The organism is Pseudomonas sp. CFBP13528, from assembly GCF_005233615.1.
Classification (GTDB): Bacteria; Pseudomonadota; Gammaproteobacteria; order Pseudomonadales; family Pseudomonadaceae; genus Aquipseudomonas; species Aquipseudomonas fluorescens_AM.
In genome coordinates, this window is sequence record NZ_QGAJ01000002.1 from 389,107 (window position 1) to 408,045 (window position 18,939).

Below are 18,939 nucleotides of genomic sequence, written 5' to 3' on the forward strand. Positions count from 1 at the left end.
GTTAACTGACCCGCCGCCATCGGGGGCAAGCCCCCTCCCACATTGACTGCATTGCCAGCAGGACATCGGGGAACGATCAGGCAAAAAAAAGAGACCCGAAGGTCTCTTTTTTACGCGACTCAAGCCTTACAGGCTGGAAATCCGCGCATGTTGCTCCGCCAGCTTGCCCAAGGCCTGTTCAGCCTCGGCCAACTTGGCGCGTTCCTTGTCGATCACTTCTGCCGGCGCCTTGTCGACGAACGCCGCGTTGGACAGCTTGCCGCCCACGCGTTGCACTTCGCCTTGCAGGCGGGCGATTTCCTTGTCGAGTCGGGCCAGTTCCGCGCCCTTGTCGATCAGGCCGGCCATCGGCACCAGCACTTCCATATCACCGACCAATGCAGTGGCCGACAGCGGTGCTTCGGCGCCATCGGCCAATACGGTGATGGACTCCAGCTTTGCCAGCTTCTTGAGCAGCGCATCGTTCTCGCTGAGGCGACGCTGGTCTTCGGCACTGGCGTTCTTGACGAACACGGCCAGCGGCTTGCCCGGACCGATGTTCATTTCGGCGCGAATGTTGCGCGTACCGAGCATCAGGGTCTTGAGCCATTCGATATCGCTTTCGGCGGCCTCATCGATACGGGCTTCATTGGCCACCGGCCAAGGCTGCAGCATGATGGTCTTGCCTTCGATACCGGCCAGCGGCGCCAGGCGCTGCCAGATTTCTTCGGTGATGAACGGCATGAACGGGTGCGCCAGGCGCAGCGCCACTTCCAGCACGCGCACCAGGGTGCGACGGGTGCCGCGCTGGCGTTCGACCGGCGCGTTTTCGTCCCACAGCACCGGCTTGGACAGTTCCAGGTACCAGTCGCAGTACTGGTTCCAGATGAACTCGTACAAGGCCTGTGCGGCCAGGTCAAAGCGGAACTGGTCGAGCTGGCGGGTCACTTCGGCTTCGGTGCGCTGCAGCTGCGAGATGATCCAGCGATCGGCCAGGCTCAGCTCGAAGGCTTCGCCGTTCTGGCCGCAGTCTTCGCCTTTATCCAGCACGTAGCGTGCGGCGTTCCAGATCTTGTTGCAGAAGTTGCGATAACCTTCGACGCGGCCCATGTCGAACTTGATGTCGCGACCGGTGGACGCCAGCGAGCAGAAGGTGAAGCGCAGGGCGTCGGTGCCATAGCTGGCGATGCCGTCGGCGAACTCGTCGCGGGTCTGTTTCTCGATCTTTTTCGCGAGCTTGGGCTGCATCAGGCCCGAGGTGCGCTTGTGCACCAGGGTTTCCAGGTCGATGCCGTCGATGATGTCCAGCGGGTCCAGGACGTTGCCCTTGGACTTGGACATTTTCTGGCCCTGGCCGTCACGTACCAGGCCGTGCACGTACACGGTCTTGAACGGCACCTGCGGGGTGCCGTCTTCGTTCTTCACCAAATGCATGGTGAGCATGATCATCCGGGCAACCCAGAAGAAAATGATGTCGAAGCCGGTGACCAACACGTCGGTGGAGTGGAATTTCTTCAGGAATTCGGTCTGCTGCGGCCAGCCCAACGTCGAGAAGGTCCACAGGCCCGAGCTGAACCAGGTGTCCAGTACGTCATTGTCCTGTTGCAGCGCGATGTCGGCACCGAGGTTGTGCTTGGCACGCACTTCGGCTTCGTCGCGGCCTACATACACCTTGCCCGACTCGTCGTACCAGGCCGGAATACGGTGGCCCCACCACAGCTGACGGCTGATGCACCAGTCCTGGATGTCGCGCATCCACGAGAAGTACATGTTTTCGTACTGCTTGGGCACGAACTGGATGCGGCCGTCTTCCACGGCAGCAATCGCCGGCTCGGCCAGCGGCTTGGTGGACACGTACCACTGGTCGGTCAGCCACGGCTCGATCACGGTGCCGGAGCGGTCGCCCTTCGGCACTTTCAGGCCGTGGTCGTCAACGCTCACCAGCAAACCGGCGGCGTCGAAGGCGGCAACGATCTGCTTGCGCGCTTCGAAGCGGTCGAGGCCGGCGTATTCGGCCGGGATCTTGCCGTCGATGCTGTCGTTCAGCGTGCCGTCCAGGTTGAACACCTGGCAGGCCGGCAACACGGCGGCATTCTTGTCGAAGATGTTCAGCAGCGGCAGGTTGTGACGCTTGCCGACTTCGTAGTCGTTGAAATCGTGGGCCGGGGTGATTTTCACGCAGCCGGTGCCGAATTCAGGGTCGCAGTAGTCGTCAGCGATGATCGGGATGCGGCGGCCGACCAGTGGCAGCTCGACGAACTTGCCGATCAGTGCCTGGTAGCGCTCGTCGTTCGGGTTAACCGCAACGGCAGCGTCGCCGAGCATGGTTTCCGGACGGGTGGTGGCGACGATCAGGTAGTCGTTGCCCTCGGCAGTCTTGGCGCCGTCAGCCAGCGGATACTTGAGGTTCCACAGGAAGCCTTTCTCGTCGTGGTTTTCCACTTCGAGGTCGGAAATCGCCGTGTGCAACTTGGTGTCCCAGTTGACCAGGCGCTTGCCGCGGTAGATCAGGCCGTCTTCATGCAGGCGCACGAAGGCTTCCTTCACCGCTTCCGATAGGCCGTCGTCCATGGTGAAGCGCTCGCGGCTCCAGTCGACGGACGAACCCAGGCGACGGATCTGACGGCTGATATTGCCGCCGGACTGGTCTTTCCATTCCCAGATTTTCTCGAGGAACTTCTCGCGGCCCAGGTCATGACGGCTCTGGCCGGTGGCTTCCAGCTGGCGTTCCACCAGCATCTGGGTGGCGATACCGGCGTGGTCGGTACCCGGTTGCCACAGGGTGTCGCGACCCTGCATGCGGCGGAAACGGATCAACGCATCCATGATTGCATTGTTGAAGCCATGGCCCATGTGCAGGCTGCCAGTGACGTTCGGTGGCGGAATCATGATGGTGTACGAGTCGCCCGCACCTTGTGGGGCGAAATAGTTTTCGGACTCCCAGGTGTTGTACCAGGAAGTTTCGATAGCGTGGGGCTGGTAGGTCTTATCCATGCGCGGCGGGACCCTAGTTGGCATTTATTCAGGAAAGCCGGCAAGTATAACGGGGGATAGAGCGCAGGGCGAGGCGAAGACAGGGCTTAAGGTGTATGCAACCAAATGTGGGAGGGGGCTTGCCCCCGATGGCGGTGGGTCAGCTTCAAATAGACGGCTGACGCACTGCTATCGGGGGCAAGCCCCCTCCCACAGGGGATGTCGGTTTGGTTCAGGATTGGTATTGGCTGAGCAGCCGCTCCATCCGCGCATCCATGCGCCGTTTGATCTCGGCTTCAATATGCGGCGAAAAATCATCGATCACGTCCTGCATGATCAATTGCGCGGCGGCGCGCAGTTCGTTGTCCAGGTGCAGCAGCAGGGCGTCGGGGGCTTTTTGGGCAGCGGGGGCGGGCTCGGTAATGGCTGGCTCCGGCGCAGCAGGCTTGTTGCCGACCATGTCGAACAACAGCGGAATCTGTACCTCGCCGTCGGCCGTTTCGGTCAACAGCGGCGGTTGCAAGCCATCATCACCCAGCAACTGACGGATCGACTCGAGGTCGTCCAGCAGGTGGTCGTCTTTTTTCAGCGGGTTGGGCGTGTCCATCATGTACTCAAAGTCGTTGTAGCCGGTGATCCTGCAGAGGATAGCCCTGTTCGCGGTAGAAACGGAAACTCTCCCGCGCGGCCTGACGAATAGCCGGGTCTTCCACCACCACTTCCGCCACGCGGGCGAATGCCTTGGCGAAGGCCGGTACTTTCAGGTCAAGGTTGACCAGCAGGTCATGGTGGTCGCCGCAACTGTCGCCCAAACCCAGCACTACCACGCCATCGGGTTCCGATTCAGCGGGGCCGTGGGGTACGAAGCTTTCGCCCTTGAAACGCCATAGACGGGCATCGAGGTCCTCACGTTGGGCGGCATCGCTGCAATGCAGGTAAATGCGATGGCCCATGCGCCAGGCCTTTTCAGTGAGCTTGCAGGCAAAGTCCAGGCGCGCGGACGGGTCGGCGCTGGGCAATATATAGAAGTCGACTTGGGTCATTGCGGTTCCTGGTGCTGGCCTGGTTGCCCCTGTAGGAGCGAGCTTGCTCGCGAAAAACCTGAGGACACCGCGCTCATCCAGAATGTGCGCGTTATCGTTGGCGATCTTCGCGAGCAAGCTCGCTCCTACAAAGGGCGCGGGGGCCGCTTAGGCCTTGGCGCGGTCCAGCAGGTATTGGGTCAGCAGGGGCACCGGACGGCCGGTTGCGCCCTTGTCCTTGCCGCTGGCCCATGCGGTGCCGGCGATGTCCAGGTGCGCCCAGTTGAAGTTCTTGGTGAACCGCGACAGGAAGCAGGCTGCGGTGATGGTGCCGGCTTTCGGGCCGCCGATGTTGGCGATGTCGGCGAACGGGCTGTCCAGTTGCTCCTGGTACTCATCGAACAACGGCAACTGCCAGGCGCGGTCGTCGGCCGCCTTGCCGGCGCTGAGCAGTTGCTCGATCAGCTCGTCGTTGTTGCCCAGCAGGCCCGAGGTGTGGGCGCCCAGGGCAACCACGCAGGCGCCGGTCAGGGTGGCGATGTCGATCACCGCCTGCGGCTTGAAGCGTTCGGCGTAGGTCAGGGCGTCGCACAGCACCAGGCGGCCTTCGGCGTCGGTGTTGAGGATTTCCACGGTCTGGCCGCTCATGGTCGTGACGATATCGCCTGGACGGGCGGCACCGCCGCTCGGCATGTTCTCGGCGCAGGCCAGGATGCACACCAGGTTGATCGGCAGCTTGAGTTCCAGCACGGCACGCAGGGTGCCGAACACGCTGGCGGCGCCGCCCATGTCGTACTTCATCTCGTCCATGCCGGCGCCCGGCTTGAGGCTGATGCCGCCGGTGTCGAAGGTGATGCCTTTGCCCACCAGGGCGTAAGGCTTCTCGGACTTCTTGCCGCCGTTGTATTGCATCACGATCAGGCGGGGCGGCTGGTCGCTGCCTTGGCCCACGGCATAGAACGAGCCCATGCCCAGTTCCTTGATCTTCTTCTCGTCCAGCACTTCAACCTTGAGGCCCTTGAACTCCTTGCCCAGCGCCTTGGCCTGTTCGCCCAGGTAAGTGGGGTGGCAGATGTTCGGCGGCAGGTTGCCCAGGTCGCGGGTGAACGACATGCCCCTGGCGATCGCGGTAGCGTGGGTCACGGCGCGCTCGACTTCAGCCTGCGCGGCCTTGATGGTCAGCAGGGTGATTTTCTTCAGGGCGCGGGGTTCGGCCTTCTGGCTCTTGAACTGGTCGAAGACGTAGCCGCCGTCCACCAGGCTTTCGGCCAGCAGGCGGGTCTTGCCGTAGCTGTCACGGCCCTTGATGACGATTTCATCGAGTGCCAGTGCCGCGTCGCTGCCGCCCAGGCCGTTAAGCGTGGTGAGGATGGCGCTGATGAGCTTGCGAAACGGACGGTCGCCCAGTTCGGCGTCCTTGCCCACGCCCACCAGCAATACGCGCTCGGCCTTGAGGTTGGGCAGGCTCTGCAACAGCAGGCTCTGGCCGACTTTGCCGGCCAGGTCGCCGCGCTTGAGCACGGCGCTGATGGCGCCGCCGCTCAGTTCATCCAGTTGCTTGGCGGCAACGCCGAGTTTGCGGCCTTCGCCGACAGCGACCACGAGGGTGGCGGTTTTCAACGTTTCGGGGCTAACGCTTTTTACAACCAATTCCATTTTCGGGTCCCTTATAAAGGTCGGTGAGCCTGGCGTTTGTACCCAGGCTTTAAAGCGTGGCAGCCTTGTAAACCGCCAGCGACAAAGGCCGCAGTTTGAACCTCGCAGGCGAAGCCTGACAACCCTCGAAGCACGCTTTGTGCGTGCGCATGAGGTTGCGCAGTGACAGGCGCGGTCAATCACAGGATAATGCGCCATCTTTTTAGCCGGCCCGCGCAAACGGGTCGACTCGGTATGCTTGCTTGTTTGGCCGCCTTAGCCTGACAACCCTGGAGTGTCTGGTTTGATCGTCTTCCGTTATCTATCCCGCGAAGTCCTGTTGACCCTGAGTGCCGTGAGTGCGGTATTGCTGGTCATCATCATGAGTGGTCGTTTCGTCAAATTCCTTGCGCAGGCGGCCTCGGGCGCCCTGGATCCGGGTTCTCTGTTCCTGATCATGGGCTTTCGCCTGCCGGGCTTTTTGCAACTGATCCTGCCGCTCGGCCTGTTCCTTGGCATTCTGCTGGCATATGGCCGGCTGTATCTCGAAAGCGAGATGACCGTGCTGTCGGCCACCGGCATGAGCCAGCAGCGTCTGCTGGCGATGACCATGGTGCCGGCCGCCGGCGTTGCCCTGGTCGTGGCCTGGTTGAGCCTGAGCCTGGCACCCCAGGGCGCCATGCAGTTCCAGTTGCTGCTGAACAAGCAGGACGCGATGACCGAGTTCGATACCCTCGAGCCCGGGCGCTTCCAGGCACTCAACGACGGTACGCGAGTGACCTATACCGAAGAAATGACCGAAGACCGTTCCAACCTGAGCGGCGTGTTCATTTCCCAGAAAAACCTCGGCAAGGACCAGAAAGACCGTGGTATTTCGATTCTGGTGGCCGACGGTGGCCGCCAGGAAGTGCGTCCCGATGGCAGTCGCTACCTGATCCTGGACAACGGCTATCGCTACGATGGCAGCCCTGGGTTGGCCGATTACCGCGTGATCAAATACGACTCCTACGGCGTCATGCTGCCCAAACCCGATATCAGCGACGAAGTCACCGACCGCGACGCGCTGCCCACCGCATCGCTGTTCGGCAGCCAGGAACTGCGCTCCATCGCCGAGCTGCAATGGCGCCTGTCCCTGCCGCTGCTGGTGTTTATCGTGACCTTGATGGCGGTGCCGCTGTCGCGCGTCAACCCACGCCAGGGCCGATTCCTCAAGCTGCTGCCGGCGATCCTGCTGTATATGGCTTACCTGACCATCCTGATCTCCGCCCGTGGCTCCCTGGAGAAGGGCAAGCTGCCGCCCGCCCTGGGCCTGTGGTGGGTGCACGGGATTTTCCTGGTGATCGGCCTGGGGCTGCTCTACTGGGAGCCTATCCGTTTGAAAATGAAGAGCCGTCGTGGCCTGAAGGAGTTGGCTCGTGGCTAAGCTCGATCGCTACATTGGTAGCAGCGTACTGATCGCCATCCTGGCGGTATTGGGCATCATTCTGGGCCTGGCCTCGCTGTTTGCCTTCATCGATGAAGTGGGCAACGTCACCGATACCTATACCGTCACCGACGTACTGAGCTTCGTGGCGCTGACCGCGCCGCGTCGTCTCTACGACATGATGCCGATGGCCGGCCTGATCGGCTGCCTGATCGGCCTGGGCACCCTGGCCAGCAACAGCGAATTGACCATCATGCGCGCGGCGGGCGTGTCCATCGGGCGGATCGTCTGGGCCGTCATGAAGCCGATGCTGCTGCTGATGGCGTGCAGCGTGCTGATCGGCGAATACGTCGCACCACCGTCCGAAGCCACCGCCCAGGCCAATCGCGCCCTGGCCCAGGGTTCGGGCGATGCGCAGAGTTCCAAGCACGGCCTGTGGCACCGCCAGGGCGACCAGTTCATCCACATCAACGCCGTGCAGCCCGGCGGGCTGTTGATCGGGGTGACGCGCTACACGTTTGACAAAGAGCGGCACATGCTCAGCTCCAGCTTCGCCAAACGCGCACAATACGATGGCGCGCAGTGGCAGCTGAGCGAGGTCACCACCACGCTGTTCCATAATGTGGGCCAGGGGTTCAGTGCCAGTACCGAAGTGGTCAATGCCCCCACCCAGACCTGGGATATCGCGCTGAAGCCGGAGCTGCTCAATACGGTGATCATGGTGCCGGAAACCTTGCCGATCTCGGGTCTCTGGAGTTATATCCACTACCTCAAGGACCAGGGCCTGAACAATGGCCGCTACTGGCTGGCGTTCTGGGTCAAGGTGCTGCAACCGGTGGTCACCGCCGCACTGGTGTTGATGGCGATCTCCTTTATCTTCGGCCCGTTGCGTTCCGTGACCCTCGGCCAGCGGGTATTCACCGGGGTGCTGGTGGGCTTCACCTTCCGCATCGCCCAGGACCTGCTGGGGCCGTCGAGCCTGGTATTCGGCTTCTCGCCGTTATTTGCGGTGCTGGTGCCGACCTTTATCTGCGCCGTGGCCGGGTTCTGGTTGCTGCGCCGAGCCGGCTGATTGCGAGCAAGCTCGCTCCTACAACATTGGGCCCCGTGGAAACGGGGCTTTTTTGTGTTCGTCAGCAAAGATGACGTCTGGCCCGAGCATCAGGTACAATTCCCGGCTATTTTTCAGCGGGCAATCTGCCTGCAGCCTTTTTGAGTGTTGATCCGTGAGTGATTTGAGTCATATCCGCAATTTCTCCATCATCGCCCACATTGACCATGGTAAGTCGACGCTGGCCGATCGATTCATCCAGATGTGCGGCGGCCTTGCCGAGCGTGAAATGGAAGCCCAGGTCCTGGACTCCATGGACCTCGAACGCGAGCGCGGGATCACCATCAAGGCCCACAGCGTCACTCTGTACTACACCGCCAAAGACGGTATCAAGTACCAGCTCAACTTCATTGACACCCCGGGCCACGTTGACTTCACCTATGAAGTCAGCCGTTCCCTGGCCGCCTGCGAAGGCGCGCTGCTGGTGGTGGACGCGGGGCAGGGCGTTGAAGCCCAATCCGTGGCCAACTGCTACACCGCCATCGAGCAGGGCCTGGAAGTGATGCCGGTGCTGAACAAGATCGACCTGCCACAGGCCGATCCGGACCGCGTCAAGGAAGAGATCGAAAAAATCATCGGCATTGACGCCACCGACGCCGTCGAGTGCAGCGCCAAGACCGGCCTGGGCGTCGATGAAGTGCTCGAGCGCCTGGTCAAGACCATCCCCGCGCCGACCGGCAACTACGACGATCCGCTGCAAGCGTTGATCATCGACTCCTGGTTCGACAACTACCTGGGCGTTGTCTCCCTGGTGCGCGTGCGCCATGGCCGCGTGAAGAAGGGCGACAAGATCCTGGTCAAGTCCACCGGCAAGATCCACCTGGTGGACAGCGTCGGCGTGTTCAACCCCAAGCACACCGCTACCACTGATCTGAAAGCTGGCGAAGTAGGCTTCATCATCGCCGGTATCAAGGACATCCACGGTGCGCCGGTCGGTGACACCCTGACCCTGAGCTCCACGCCGGATGTCGACGTGCTGCCTGGCTTCAAGCGCATCCAGCCACAGGTCTATGCCGGTCTGTTCCCGGTCAGCTCCGACGACTTTGAAGACTTCCGCGAAGCCCTGCAAAAGCTGACCCTCAACGACTCGTCGTTGCAGTACACCCCGGAAAGCTCCGACGCCCTGGGCTTCGGCTTCCGTTGCGGGTTCCTCGGCATGCTGCACATGGAGATCATCCAGGAGCGCCTGGAGCGCGAATACGACCTGGACCTGATCACCACCGCGCCAACGGTTATTTTCGAGCTGGCGCTGAAAACCGGTGAAACGATTTACGTCGATAACCCCTCCAAGCTTCCAGATCTGTCTTCGATCGAAGACATGCGTGAACCGATCGTACGCGCCAATATCCTTGTACCGCAGGAACACCTGGGCAACGTCATTACCCTGTGTATCGAAAAGCGTGGCGTGCAGCACGACATGCTGTTCCTCGGCACCCAGGTGCAAGTGACCTACGATTTGCCGATGAACGAAGTGGTCCTGGACTTCTTCGATCGTCTCAAATCCACCAGTCGCGGCTATGCTTCGCTGGACTACCATTTCGACCGTTACCAGTCGGCTAATCTGGTGAAGCTGGATGTATTGATCAACGGCGACAAGGTTGATGCCCTGGCACTGATCGTGCACAAGGACAATGCGCACTACAAAGGTCGCCAGTTGACCGAGAAGATGAAAGAGCTGATTCCGCGTCAGATGTTCGACGTTGCGATCCAGGCCGCCATTGGCGGGCAGATCATTGCGCGGACCTCCGTCAAGGCACTCAGAAAGAACGTACTGGCCAAATGCTACGGTGGCGACGTCAGCCGTAAGCGCAAACTGCTTGAGAAGCAAAAGGCCGGTAAAAAACGCATGAAGCAAGTGGGCAATGTGGAAATTCCACAAGAAGCCTTCCTTGCGGTGCTCAGGTTGGATAGTTAGGTCCTATGTCGCTAAATTTCCCGCTGTTGCTGGTCATCGCCGTTGCCGTTTGTGGTTTCCTGGCGTTGCTCGATCTGGTGTTCTTCGCCCCGCGTCGGCGTGCCGCTATCGCGTCCTATCAGGGCAGCGTCAGCCAGCCCGATGCCGTGGTGGTCGAGAAGCTGAACAAAGAGCCTTTGCTGGTTGAATACGGCAAATCGTTCTTCCCGGTGCTGTTCATCGTGCTGGTGCTGCGTTCGTTCCTGGTGGAGCCGTTTCAGATCCCTTCGGGGTCGATGAAGCCTACCCTGGACGTGGGCGACTTCATTCTGGTGAACAAGTTTTCCTACGGGATCCGCTTGCCGGTGATCGACAAGAAGGTCATTGAAGTCGGTGACCCGCAGCGCGGTGATGTGATGGTGTTCCGCTACCCGAGCGACCCGAACGTCAACTACATCAAGCGTGTGGTCGGCCTGCCGGGCGACGTGATCCGCTACACCAGCGACAAGCGCCTGTTCATCAACGGTGAGTCGGTGGCCGAACAACTGTTGGGCGCCGAGCCGAACACCTTGGGCAGCGCCGAGCTGTACCAGGAAAAACTCGGTGCGGTTGAGCACCAGATCCGCAAGGAAATGAGCCGCTACCGCGCGATGCCCGATGGCCAGTGGAAAGTGCCGGCCGGGCACTACTTCATGATGGGCGACAACCGCGACAACTCCAACGACAGCCGCTACTGGGACGACCCCAATATTCCCAAGGACCTGCTGGGCATGGTGCCCGACGAGAATATCGTCGGCAAAGCCTTCGCGGTCTGGATGAGTTGGCCGGAACCCAAGCTCAGCCACCTGCCGAACTTCTCGCGGGTGGGGCTGATCAAGTAATACAGGCGGCGCTGTGATCACAGCGCCGAATGCTTTTCTGGGGCTAGGACATTTTCCCATGCCCGGTACCCATCAGGATTTGAATTTGAACACTGCGTCAATCGTCGATGGCCGCCGGTGCCACCAACTAGATATGGATAAACCGTGACCGTTTCTCTCAGTCGTCTCGAGCGCCAGCTCGGCTACACCTTCAAGGACCAGGAATTGATGGTCCTTGCCCTCACCCACCGCAGCTTTGCAGGGCGCAATAACGAGCGCCTGGAATTCCTCGGTGACGCCATCCTCAATTTCGCCGCCGGTGAGGCGCTGTTCGAGCGTTTCCCGCAAGCGCGCGAAGGCCAGCTTTCGCGCCTGCGCGCCCGCCTTGTGAAAGGCGAGACCCTGGCCGTGCTGGCCCGCGGTTTCGGCCTGGGCGAGTACCTGCGCCTCGGTTCCGGTGAGTTGAAAAGCGGCGGTTTCCGTCGCGAGTCGATCCTGGCTGATGCCCTGGAAGCCTTGATCGGTGCGATCTACCTCGATGCAGGGATGGAGACGGCCAAGGAGCGCGTGGTCGCCTGGCTGGCTTCGGAAATCGAAAGCCTGACGCTGGTCGACACCAACAAGGATCCCAAGACCCGCCTGCAGGAATACCTGCAGTCGCGCGGTTGCGAACTGCCACGCTATGAAGTGGTGGATATCCAGGGCGAGCCGCATTGCCGCGTGTTCTTCGTGGAATGTGAAATCACCTTACTGAACGAAAAAAGCCGAGGTCAGGGTGTGAGCCGTCGTATTGCCGAACAGGTAGCGGCCGCTGCAGCACTGATTGCCCTGGGCGTGGAGAATGGCCATGACTGATTCAACCGCAACACGCTGTGGCTATGTTGCCATCGTCGGCCGCCCCAATGTGGGCAAGTCCACGCTGCTCAACCACATCCTCGGCCAGAAGCTTGCGATCACTTCGCGCAAGCCGCAGACCACCCGCCACAACATGCTGGGCATCAAGACCGAAGGCAACGTCCAAGCGGTCTACGTGGACACCCCGGGCATGCACAAGGGCGGTGAAAAGGCGCTTAACCGCTACATGAACAAGACCGCTTCGGCGGCGTTGAAAGACGTCGACGTGGTGATCTTCGTGGTCGACCGCACCAAGTGGACCGACGAAGACCAGATGGTCCTCGAACGCGTGCAGTACGTCACCGGCCCATTGATCGTCGCGCTGAACAAGACCGACCGTATCGAAGACAAAGCCGAACTGATGCCGCACCTGACCTGGCTGCAGGAACAACTGCCGAATGCCCAGATCATGCCGATCTCGGCGCAGCACGGCCACAACCTCGAAGCCCTGGAGCGCGTAATCGCCGGGTACCTGCCGGAGAACGAGCATTTCTTCCCGGAAGACCAGATCACCGACCGCAGCAGTCGCTTTCTTGCCGCCGAACTGGTGCGCGAGAAAATCATGCGCCAGATGGGCGCCGAGCTGCCGTACCAGATCACCGTTGAAATCGAAGAGTTCAAGCAGCAGGGCAAAACCCTGCACATCCATGCGCTGATCCTCGTTGAGCGTGACGGCCAGAAGAAAATCATCATTGGCGACAAGGGCGAGCGCATCAAGCGCATCGGCACCGAGGCGCGCAAGGACATGGAATTGCTGTTCGATTCCAAGATCATGCTGAACCTGTGGGTGAAGGTTAAGGGTGGCTGGTCCGATGATGAGCGCGCGTTGCGCTCCCTGGGCTACGGCGACCTGTAAGGCTTGAATGCACCGCAGGGCTGAAAAATGTGGGAGGGGGCTTGCTCCCGATAGCGGTGGGTCAGTGAATAGATAAGTGACTGACACACTGCCATCGGGGGCAAGCCCCCTCCCACATTAGGTTGATGTTGTTTTCAAAATCGAGAACTCATGTCGCAATCCCCACCTCCCAGCCAGCTCGCCTACGTGCTGCACAGCCGCGCCTACCGTGAGACCAGCGCCCTGGTGGACTTCCTCACGCCTCAGGGCCGTCTGCGCGCGGTTCTGCGCAGCGCGCGGGGCAAGGCCGGTACGTTGGCGCGGCCGTTCGTGGCCCTGGACGTGGAATTTCGCGGCAAGGGCGAGCTGAAGAACGTCGGCCGCCTGGAAAGCGTCGGCACGTCCGCCTGGCTCAATGGCGATGCGCTGTTCAGCGGGCTCTACCTCAATGAGCTGCTGATCCGCCTGCTGCCCGCCGAAGACCCGCACCCGGCCGTCTTCGATCACTACGCCGCCACCTTGCTCGCGCTCGCTGAAGGCCGCCCCCTGGAGCCGCTGCTGCGGGCCTTTGAATGGCGCCTGCTGGATGACCTGGGCTACGGTTTTGAATTGCACAACGACCTGCACGGTGACCCTGTCGCCGCCGACGGCCTGTATCGCCTGCAAGTGGACGCGGGCCTTGAGCGCGTGTACCTGTTGCAACCCGGCCTGTTCCAGGGCGCCGAGTTGTTGGCCATGAGTGAAGCGGACTGGACCGCCCCCGGTGCCTTGTCCGCCGCCAAGCGCCTGATGCGCCAGGCGCTGGCCGTACACCTGGGCGGACGGCCGCTGGTCAGTCGCGAGTTGTTTCGAAAGCCCTGACATCCCCGTGTATGCTGTGCACCGATTCTTTCCCTTTTCAGGAGCGCTTCCGTGACCACCAGCAATCGCATTCTTCTTGGCGTCAACATCGACCACGTCGCCACCCTGCGCCAGGCTCGGGGCACCCGTTACCCTGACCCGGTCAAGGCCGCGCTGGACGCCGAAGAAGCGGGCGCCGACGGCATCACCGTGCACCTGCGCGAAGACCGCCGCCACATCCAGGAGCGCGACGTGCTGCTGCTCAAGGATGTGCTGCAGACCCGCATGAATTTCGAAATGGGCGTCACCGAAGAAATGATGCAGTTCGCCGAGCGCATCCGCCCGGCGCACATTTGCCTGGTGCCGGAAACCCGCCAGGAATTGACCACCGAAGGCGGTCTCGACGTGGCCGGCCAGGAAGCGCGGATCAAGGCCGCCGTGGAGCGCCTGTCAAAGATCGGCAGCGAAGTGTCGTTGTTCATCGACGCCGACGAGCGTCAGATCCAGGCCTCACGCCGCGTCGGCGCCCCGGCCATCGAACTGCACACCGGCCGCTACGCCGATGCCACCACGCCGACCGAAGTGGCTGAAGAGCTGCAACGCATCATCGACGGCGTGAACTGCGGGCTTGGCCAAGGCCTGATCGTCAACGCCGGCCATGGCCTGCACTACCACAACGTCGAAGCCGTGGCGGCGATCAAGGGCATCAACGAATTGAACATCGGCCATGCGCTGGTGGCCCATGCGCTGTTCGTCGGTTTCAAAGGCGCCGTGGCCGAGATGAAGGCCCTGATTCTGGCGGCCGCCAGAACCTGAGCGAACACACTCTAAGACTCAGTGGAGTTCAAAATGTGGGAGGGGGCTTGCCCCCGATGGCGGTGTATCAGGTAAGAATAGGCTGACTGACACACTGCCATCGGGGGCAAGCCCCCTCCCACATTTTTGATCTTCATTAACCTCCGCAATTTCGCTGTGCGGCAATGCGAACCCTTACTGTTTAGGCCCCGCAGGTGTATCGTATCTGCCCTTTGCGGGCCTTGGCCTGCGGTAGATACGTGAGGTTGCTGTGTCCCAATCGTTTTCCCGTCGACAGATTCTCGGTGGCCTTGCCGGCCTGGCAGTAGTCGGTGTGGGCGCGGGTGGCGCCTATCGCTACTGGCTGGGCAAGGTCGCCGATGCCAACGCAGGAAGCGACTACCAACTGATTGCCGCCCCTCTGGACGTGGAACTGGTGCCGGGCCACACCACCCAGGCCTGGGCGTTCGGCCCCTCGGCGCCCGGCACCGAGTTGCGGGTACGCCAGGGCGAGTGGCTGCGGGTGCGTTTTATCAACCACCTGCCGGTCGCCACCACCATCCACTGGCATGGCATCCGCCTGCCGCTGGAAATGGACGGCGTGCCCTACGTCTCGCAATTGCCGGTACTGCCCGGGGAATACTTCGACTACAAGTTCCGTGTGCCCGACGCCGGCAGCTACTGGTATCACCCGCACGTCAACAGCAGCGAAGAACTCGGCCGTGGTCTGGTCGGACCGCTGATCATCGAGGAGCGCGAGCCCACCGGTTTCAAGCACGAACGTACCCTCAGCCTGAAAAGCTGGCACGTGGACGAAGAGGGCGCCTTTGTCGCCTTCAGCATTCCCCGTGAGGCGGCGCGCGGCGGTACGGCGGGGCGTTTATCCACCATCAATGGTGTGTCCCAGGCCGTGATCGACCTGCCGGCCGGGCAGATTACCCGTGTGCGCCTGCTCAACCTCGACAACACCCTGACGTATCGCATCAACATTCCGGATGTCGACGCGCAGATCTACGCGCTGGACGGCAACCCCATCGAGCCGCGCCCGCTGGGCAAGGAATACTGGCTGGGCCCTGGCATGCGTATCTGCCTGGCGATCAAGGCGCCGCCCGCCGGCGAAGAGCTGTCGATCCGCAATGGTCCGGTGCGCCTGGGCACGTTCCGCTCGGTGGCCAACACCGACGCGCCCACCGAATGGCCCCCGGCGCTGCCGGCCAACCCGGTTGCCGAACCGGACCTGGCCAATGCCGAGAAACTCAACTTCAATTTCGAATGGGTCGGTTCGGTGTCGGTCAACGTCGACAACGGCAAGCCGCCGAGCCTGTGGCAGATCAACGGCCAGGCCTGGGACATCACCGACAAGACCTGCGCCGACCGGCCCATCGCCAGGCTCGAAAAGGGCAAGAGCTATATTTTCGAACTGAAGAACATGACCCAGTACCAGCACCCGATCCACCTGCACGGCATGAGTTTCAAGGTCATTGCGTCGAACCGCCACAAGGTCATCCCGTACTTCACCGACACCTACCTGCTGGGCAAGAACGAACGCGCCCGAGTGGCGCTGGTGGCGGATAACCCGGGGGTGTGGATGTTCCACTGCCATGTGATCGACCATATGGAAACCGGCCTGATGGCCGCCATCGAGGTGGCGTGATGCGCCAGATTCGCCCGGCGATCATCGACCGCAGCCGCGACCAGGACTTCATGCGCGAAGCCCTGGCACTCGCCGCCCAGGGCGCCGCGCTGGGTGAAGTGCCGGTGGGCGCGGTGCTGGTGCAGGACGGTGAGATCATCGGCCGCGGTTTCAACTCCCCGATCAGCGGCAATGACCCCAGTGCCCATGCCGAGATGGTCGCAATCCGCGCGGCCGCCCACGCCGTCAGCAATTACCGCCTGCCGGGCAGCACCCTCTATGTGACGTTGGAACCGTGCAGCATGTGCGCGGGCCTGATCGTGCATTCGCGAATTGCGCGGGTGGTGTACGGCGCACTGGAGCCCAAGGCCGGGATCGTGCAGAGCCAGGGGCAGTTTTTTACCCAGGGCTTTCTCAACCATCGGGTCCTGTTTGAAGGTGGGGTGCTGGCCGAGGAGTGCGGCACCGTGTTGAGTGAATTCTTCAAGGCTCGCCGGGCCAAGCCTCCACTCTAAAGAACACTGAGGATAAAAGTGTGGGAGGGGGCTTGCCCCCGATAGCAGAGTGTCAGTCACCACATCCATGGCTGATACACCGCTATCGGGGGCAAGCCCCCTCCCACATTTGGATCTCCATATATTCAGTGATAACTCACCGTTATTTCCTGGCGATGATCACCGCCCGCATCGGCGCCGGCAGCCCTTCAATGGTCTTGCTGTGATCTTCGGGATCGAGGAAATCACTGAGCGACTGGTACTTCATCCACGCTGTCCCGCGTTGTTCCTCGACCGTGGTCACGCTCACATCCACGCAGCGCACATCGCTGAATCCCGCGCGGCGCAGCCACAGCATCAGCGCCGGCACCGAGGGCAGGAACCACACGTTACGCATCTGCGCATAGCGGTCTTCCGGCACCAGCACTTGCTGCTGATCGCCTTCCACCACCAGGGTTTCCAGCACCAGCTCACCGCCTTTGACCAGCGTGTCTTTCAGCGCCAGCAAGTGTTCGATCGGCGAACGTCGGTGATAGAACACGCCCATGGAAAACACCGTGTCGAAGCCCTCAAGGTTTGCCGGCAAGTCTTCGAACGGGAACGGCAGGTGCCAGGCCCTGGGTTCGGACAGGTAGCGCTGCACCGCCTGGAACTGGCAGAAGAACAGCCAGTTGGGGTCTACGCCAATCACGCTGTCGGCGCCGGCGCCGAGCATGCGCCACATGTAATAGCCGTTGCCGCAACCCACATCGAGGATGCGCTTGCCCTTCAAGTCCAGGTGCGGCGCCACGCGGGACCATTTCCAGTCCGAGCGCCATTCGGTGTCAACATGCACGCCGAACAGGTGGAACGGGCCTTTGCGCCAAGGGCTCAGCCCCATGAGCGCGGTGTGCATCTGTGCGCGAGTCTCGTCGTCGCAATCAGTGTCCAGCACCAGGCCGTTCAACAGGTCCACTTCACTGGGCTGGATCTTCGGCAGTGCGTCCAAGGCACTCTGCCAGCGCTCGAGGTCGCCGTGGCCTTTTTCCATCTTGCTATCGAGCTGCGCTTGCAGGCCCTGGGCCCACACGGCCAGGGGAGTACCGACCAGGTGGCGGGCGAGGGGAGACAAATCAATCATGGCAAGGCAATCAACGAGGCAAAGTTAAGACACTGGAACCACGGCACGACTTTCGAGAACCCGGCCGCCAGCAGGCGTTCGCGGTGTTCTTCGAGGCTGTCGGGCTTCATGACATTTTCGATGGCGCTGCGCTTCTGGGCGATTTCCAGTTCGCTGTAGCCGTTGGCGCGTTTGAACGCGATATGCAGGTCGGTCAGCAACGCGTGTTCTTCGCCATCGTTGAAACGCAGCTTTTCCGAGAGGATCAGTGCGCCGCCCGGCAGCAGCGACTGACGGATGCGCCCGAGCAGCGCCAGGCGCTCATCGGGTGCGATAAATTGCAGGGTGAAGTTCAGCGCCACCACTGAGGCCGGTTGGAAGTGCAGGGCGAGGATATCGCTTTCGATCACCTCCACCGGCAGCAATTCCTCGAACATCGAGTCCTGGCCATTGAGGTATTGGCGGCAGCGTTCGACCATCGCCGTCGAGTTATCCACCGCGATCACCCGGCAACCCTCGGTGCGCACATGGCGGCGCAGGGCCTGGGTGACCGCGCCCAGGGATGAGCCCAGGTCATACAGCACGCTGTTGGGCTGGGCGAACCGGGCGGCGAGCACGCCGAGGTTTTCAACGATGGTCGGGTAACCGGGCACCGAGCGCTTGATCATGTCCGGGAACACCCGCACCACGTCCTCGTTAAAGGCGAAGTCCGGCACCTGGGGCAGGGGCTGGGCGAATAGGCGATCGGGTTCTTTGCTCACGGTTGTTCCGGCGACGAAGGGGAAAGGCCGGCATTTTAGCGTAGGAGCTGGCTTGCCTGCGATGGTCGTCAACGATTACGCAGACATTCTGGATGAACGCGGTGCCGGAATCAGCACGTCACCACAGCCTTGACCCATCAGTTCACCGTAATCGCGCATTCAAAGATCTCGACGGGTTCGGCTTCCGGTTCCCACGGTTGCTGCGAGGTCAGGCGCAAACGGCCCTGGCCGGCGGCGAATGCCTGGAAGCGCCAGGTCGACTGGCCACCACCCCCGATCACGCCGGATTCGCTGCTGCTGTACACCTCTGGGCTCAGCGCGCGCAACACGCCGCCGGCGGAATCCTGGATAGCCCAGCGATAGCCGGTGGTGGGATTGCTGGGCAGGGTGAGGATCAGATTTTGTCCGGCTTTAAGCGGGAGCGGGCAGGCGCTCTGGTTGTCCACGGTGACGTTTTGCTTCGGCGCACTGGCGCACGCGGCGAGCAGGGCAAGGCTCAGGGGGAGAAGCAGGCGGGCTGCGGTCATGGGGGCTCCGTTTATACACGACGAAGGGCGAGCATAACCGAAGATGAGACAGGGTGTGACAGGAGGGGGTGTGTTGGCAGGTCTGGCCGCATCGGGGGCAAGCCCCCTCTCACATGTTGATTTGTGAATACATTCAAGTGTGGGAGGGGGCTTGCCCCCGATGA

General features: G+C 61.7%; 17 protein-coding genes. 10 read left to right on the plus strand and 7 right to left on the minus strand.

Annotated elements, in window-relative coordinates; genetic code table 11:
• Nucleotides 1-126: 126 nt before the first annotated feature.
• From PspCFBP13528_RS05325 to PspCFBP13528_RS05340, 4 genes are all read right to left on the minus strand, one after another.
• Complete coding sequence (locus tag PspCFBP13528_RS05325; RefSeq protein ID WP_101218346.1) at nt 127-2,973, minus strand: valine--tRNA ligase; 2,847 nt, start codon at nt 2,971-2,973, stop codon at nt 127-129.
• A gap of 211 nt (nt 2,974-3,184) precedes the next feature.
• Nucleotides 3,185-3,559, minus strand: coding sequence for a DNA polymerase III subunit chi (locus PspCFBP13528_RS05330; RefSeq protein WP_065951742.1), 375 nt, complete (start codon nt 3,557-3,559; stop codon nt 3,185-3,187).
• A 7-nt stretch (nt 3,560-3,566) separates the two neighbouring features.
• Nucleotides 3,567-3,995, minus strand: a complete 429-nt coding sequence (locus PspCFBP13528_RS05335; protein WP_065894843.1) for a DNA polymerase III subunit chi — start codon at nt 3,993-3,995, stop codon at nt 3,567-3,569.
• 147 nt (nt 3,996-4,142) lie between these two features.
• On the minus strand, nt 4,143-5,630 hold the full coding sequence (locus PspCFBP13528_RS05340) for a leucyl aminopeptidase (RefSeq protein WP_137199757.1): 1,488 nt from the start codon (nt 5,628-5,630) through the stop codon (nt 4,143-4,145).
• Between the two features lie 283 nt (nt 5,631-5,913).
• Here PspCFBP13528_RS05340 and lptF point away from each other — a divergent pair, with 283 nt between their 5' ends.
• The 10 genes from lptF to tadA all read left to right on the plus strand — a co-directional run bounded on the left by lptF (nt 5,914) and on the right by tadA (nt 16,409).
• Nucleotides 5,914-7,032 carry an LPS export ABC transporter permease LptF gene (gene lptF / locus PspCFBP13528_RS05345; protein ID WP_137199758.1) on the plus strand — a complete coding sequence of 373 codons (1,119 nt, stop codon included), beginning with the start codon at nt 5,914-5,916 and terminating at the stop codon, nt 7,030-7,032.
• On the plus strand, nt 7,025-8,104 hold the full coding sequence (lptG, locus tag PspCFBP13528_RS05350) for an LPS export ABC transporter permease LptG (protein ID WP_101218352.1): 1,080 nt from the start codon (nt 7,025-7,027) through the stop codon (nt 8,102-8,104). Before lptF ends, lptG begins: the two co-directional genes overlap by 8 nt.
• A 154-nt stretch (nt 8,105-8,258) precedes the next feature.
• The gene (gene lepA, locus PspCFBP13528_RS05355; RefSeq protein ID WP_065951745.1) at nt 8,259-10,058 is read left to right on the plus strand and encodes a translation elongation factor 4; all 1,800 of its coding nucleotides are present in this window, start codon (nt 8,259-8,261) and stop codon (nt 10,056-10,058) included.
• Between the two features lie 5 nt (nt 10,059-10,063).
• Nucleotides 10,064-10,918: a signal peptidase I gene (gene lepB / locus PspCFBP13528_RS05360; protein ID WP_065951746.1), complete on the plus strand. Its 855-nt coding sequence runs from the start codon at nt 10,064-10,066 to the stop codon at nt 10,916-10,918.
• A 144-nt stretch (nt 10,919-11,062) separates the two neighbouring features.
• On the plus strand, nt 11,063-11,752 hold the full coding sequence (gene rnc, locus PspCFBP13528_RS05365; protein WP_003188856.1) for a ribonuclease III: 690 nt from the start codon (nt 11,063-11,065) through the stop codon (nt 11,750-11,752).
• Nucleotides 11,745-12,647 carry a GTPase Era gene (gene era, locus PspCFBP13528_RS05370; protein WP_005785147.1) on the plus strand — a complete coding sequence of 301 codons (903 nt, stop codon included), beginning with the start codon at nt 11,745-11,747 and terminating at the stop codon, nt 12,645-12,647. The genes rnc and era overlap by 8 nt, the downstream gene beginning before the upstream one ends.
• A gap of 150 nt (nt 12,648-12,797) precedes the next feature.
• The gene (gene recO / locus PspCFBP13528_RS05375) at nt 12,798-13,487 is read left to right on the plus strand and encodes a DNA repair protein RecO (RefSeq protein WP_057724727.1); all 690 of its coding nucleotides are present in this window, start codon (nt 12,798-12,800) and stop codon (nt 13,485-13,487) included.
• A gap of 51 nt (nt 13,488-13,538) precedes the next feature.
• On the plus strand, nt 13,539-14,282 hold the full coding sequence (gene pdxJ, locus PspCFBP13528_RS05380; protein WP_137199759.1) for a pyridoxine 5'-phosphate synthase: 744 nt from the start codon (nt 13,539-13,541) through the stop codon (nt 14,280-14,282).
• Between the two features lie 250 nt (nt 14,283-14,532).
• On the plus strand, nt 14,533-15,915 hold the full coding sequence (locus PspCFBP13528_RS05385) for a multicopper oxidase family protein (protein ID WP_137199760.1): 1,383 nt from the start codon (nt 14,533-14,535) through the stop codon (nt 15,913-15,915).
• Complete coding sequence (gene tadA, locus PspCFBP13528_RS05390) at nt 15,915-16,409, plus strand: tRNA adenosine(34) deaminase TadA (protein WP_137199761.1); 495 nt, start codon at nt 15,915-15,917, stop codon at nt 16,407-16,409. The genes PspCFBP13528_RS05385 and tadA overlap by 1 nt, the downstream gene beginning before the upstream one ends.
• A gap of 142 nt (nt 16,410-16,551) precedes the next feature.
• Here tadA and cmoB read toward each other — a convergent pair whose 3' ends face one another.
• The 3 genes from cmoB to PspCFBP13528_RS05405 all read right to left on the minus strand — a co-directional run bounded on the left by cmoB (nt 16,552) and on the right by PspCFBP13528_RS05405 (nt 18,775).
• Nucleotides 16,552-17,508 (minus strand): tRNA 5-methoxyuridine(34)/uridine 5-oxyacetic acid(34) synthase CmoB, encoded by a 957-nt coding sequence (cmoB, locus tag PspCFBP13528_RS05395; RefSeq protein WP_065951750.1) that lies wholly within the window; start codon nt 17,506-17,508, stop codon nt 16,552-16,554.
• Entirely contained in the window at nt 17,505-18,248 is a 744-nt protein-coding gene (gene cmoA, locus PspCFBP13528_RS05400) for a carboxy-S-adenosyl-L-methionine synthase CmoA (RefSeq protein WP_137199762.1), read from the minus strand. The genes cmoB and cmoA overlap by 4 nt, the downstream gene beginning before the upstream one ends.
• A gap of 137 nt (nt 18,249-18,385) precedes the next feature.
• Entirely contained in the window at nt 18,386-18,775 is a 390-nt protein-coding gene (locus tag PspCFBP13528_RS05405) for a protease inhibitor I42 family protein (RefSeq protein WP_137199763.1), read from the minus strand.
• Between the last annotated feature and the right edge of the window lie 164 nt (nt 18,776-18,939).

Coding starts and splice junctions, on each gene's coding strand:
- PspCFBP13528_RS05325 (WP_101218346.1), bottom strand. CDS start 2,973: ATGGATAAGACCTACCAGCCCCACGCTATCGAAACTTCCTGGTACAAC.
- PspCFBP13528_RS05330 (WP_065951742.1), bottom strand. CDS start 3,559: ATGGACACGCCCAACCCGCTGAAAAAAGACGACCACCTGCTGGACGAC.
- PspCFBP13528_RS05335 (WP_065894843.1), bottom strand. CDS start 3,995: ATGACCCAAGTCGACTTCTATATATTGCCCAGCGCCGACCCGTCCGCG.
- PspCFBP13528_RS05340 (WP_137199757.1), bottom strand. CDS start 5,630: ATGGAATTGGTTGTAAAAAGCGTTAGCCCCGAAACGTTGAAAACCGCC.
- lepB (WP_065951746.1), top strand. CDS start 10,064: ATGTCGCTAAATTTCCCGCTGTTGCTGGTCATCGCCGTTGCCGTTTGT.
- era (WP_005785147.1), top strand. CDS start 11,745: ATGACTGATTCAACCGCAACACGCTGTGGCTATGTTGCCATCGTCGGC.
- recO (WP_057724727.1), top strand. CDS start 12,798: ATGTCGCAATCCCCACCTCCCAGCCAGCTCGCCTACGTGCTGCACAGC.
- tadA (WP_137199761.1), top strand. CDS start 15,915: ATGCGCCAGATTCGCCCGGCGATCATCGACCGCAGCCGCGACCAGGAC.
- cmoB (WP_065951750.1), bottom strand. CDS start 17,508: ATGATTGATTTGTCTCCCCTCGCCCGCCACCTGGTCGGTACTCCCCTG.
- PspCFBP13528_RS05405 (WP_137199763.1), bottom strand. CDS start 18,775: ATGACCGCAGCCCGCCTGCTTCTCCCCCTGAGCCTTGCCCTGCTCGCC.